Source organism: Streptomyces sp. SID12501, from assembly GCF_010550245.1.
GTDB lineage: Bacteria > Actinomycetota > Actinomycetes > Streptomycetales > Streptomycetaceae > Streptomyces.
This window is the reverse complement of sequence record NZ_JAAGLU010000743.1, coordinates 1-427: the sequence shown is the minus strand read 5'-3', so window position 1 is coordinate 427 and position 427 is coordinate 1. Positions and strand designations below refer to the sequence as shown.

Sequence of the window (427 nt, the reverse complement as noted above, 5' to 3'; positions counted from 1 at the left end):
TACCGGATCCCGCATGACTGACCGGGTGCGCGCGTGGCGGTGGTCGTTCCGCACCCGCCTCACGGTCGCGCTCGCGGCGATCTTCGCCGTGGCGGGCGCGGTGCTCGTCCTCGTGCAGTACCTCATCCTCGACGCGGTGTTCAGCAGCACCGCGGTGTACACGACGATGGTGACGGACACCGGCGTGGGAGCGGTGTCGACCAGCCCGGGCGCGGAGGTCGACGCGAGCCGTCAGGCGGTCGAGGCCGCTGGCGCGGTCACCGTCGACACGGTCGCGACCGACGTCCTCGGCGAGATGATGCTCTGGTCGCTCGTGCTCATCGCCGCCTTCGCCCTCCTGGCGTCCGTGGTCTCCCGGGTCGTCGTGCGGAGAGCGATGCGGCGCATCCACCAGGTCGCGGACACGGCACGGCAGATCACCGACCAG

At 71.4% G+C, this 427-nt stretch carries 1 protein-coding gene; it reads left to right on the top strand.

Annotated elements, in window-relative coordinates:
• Positions 1-13: 13 nt before the first annotated feature.
• Positions 14-427: hypothetical protein (locus G3I71_RS48235; protein ID WP_164325312.1), on the top strand; the 414-nt coding region annotated here is incomplete at its 3' end.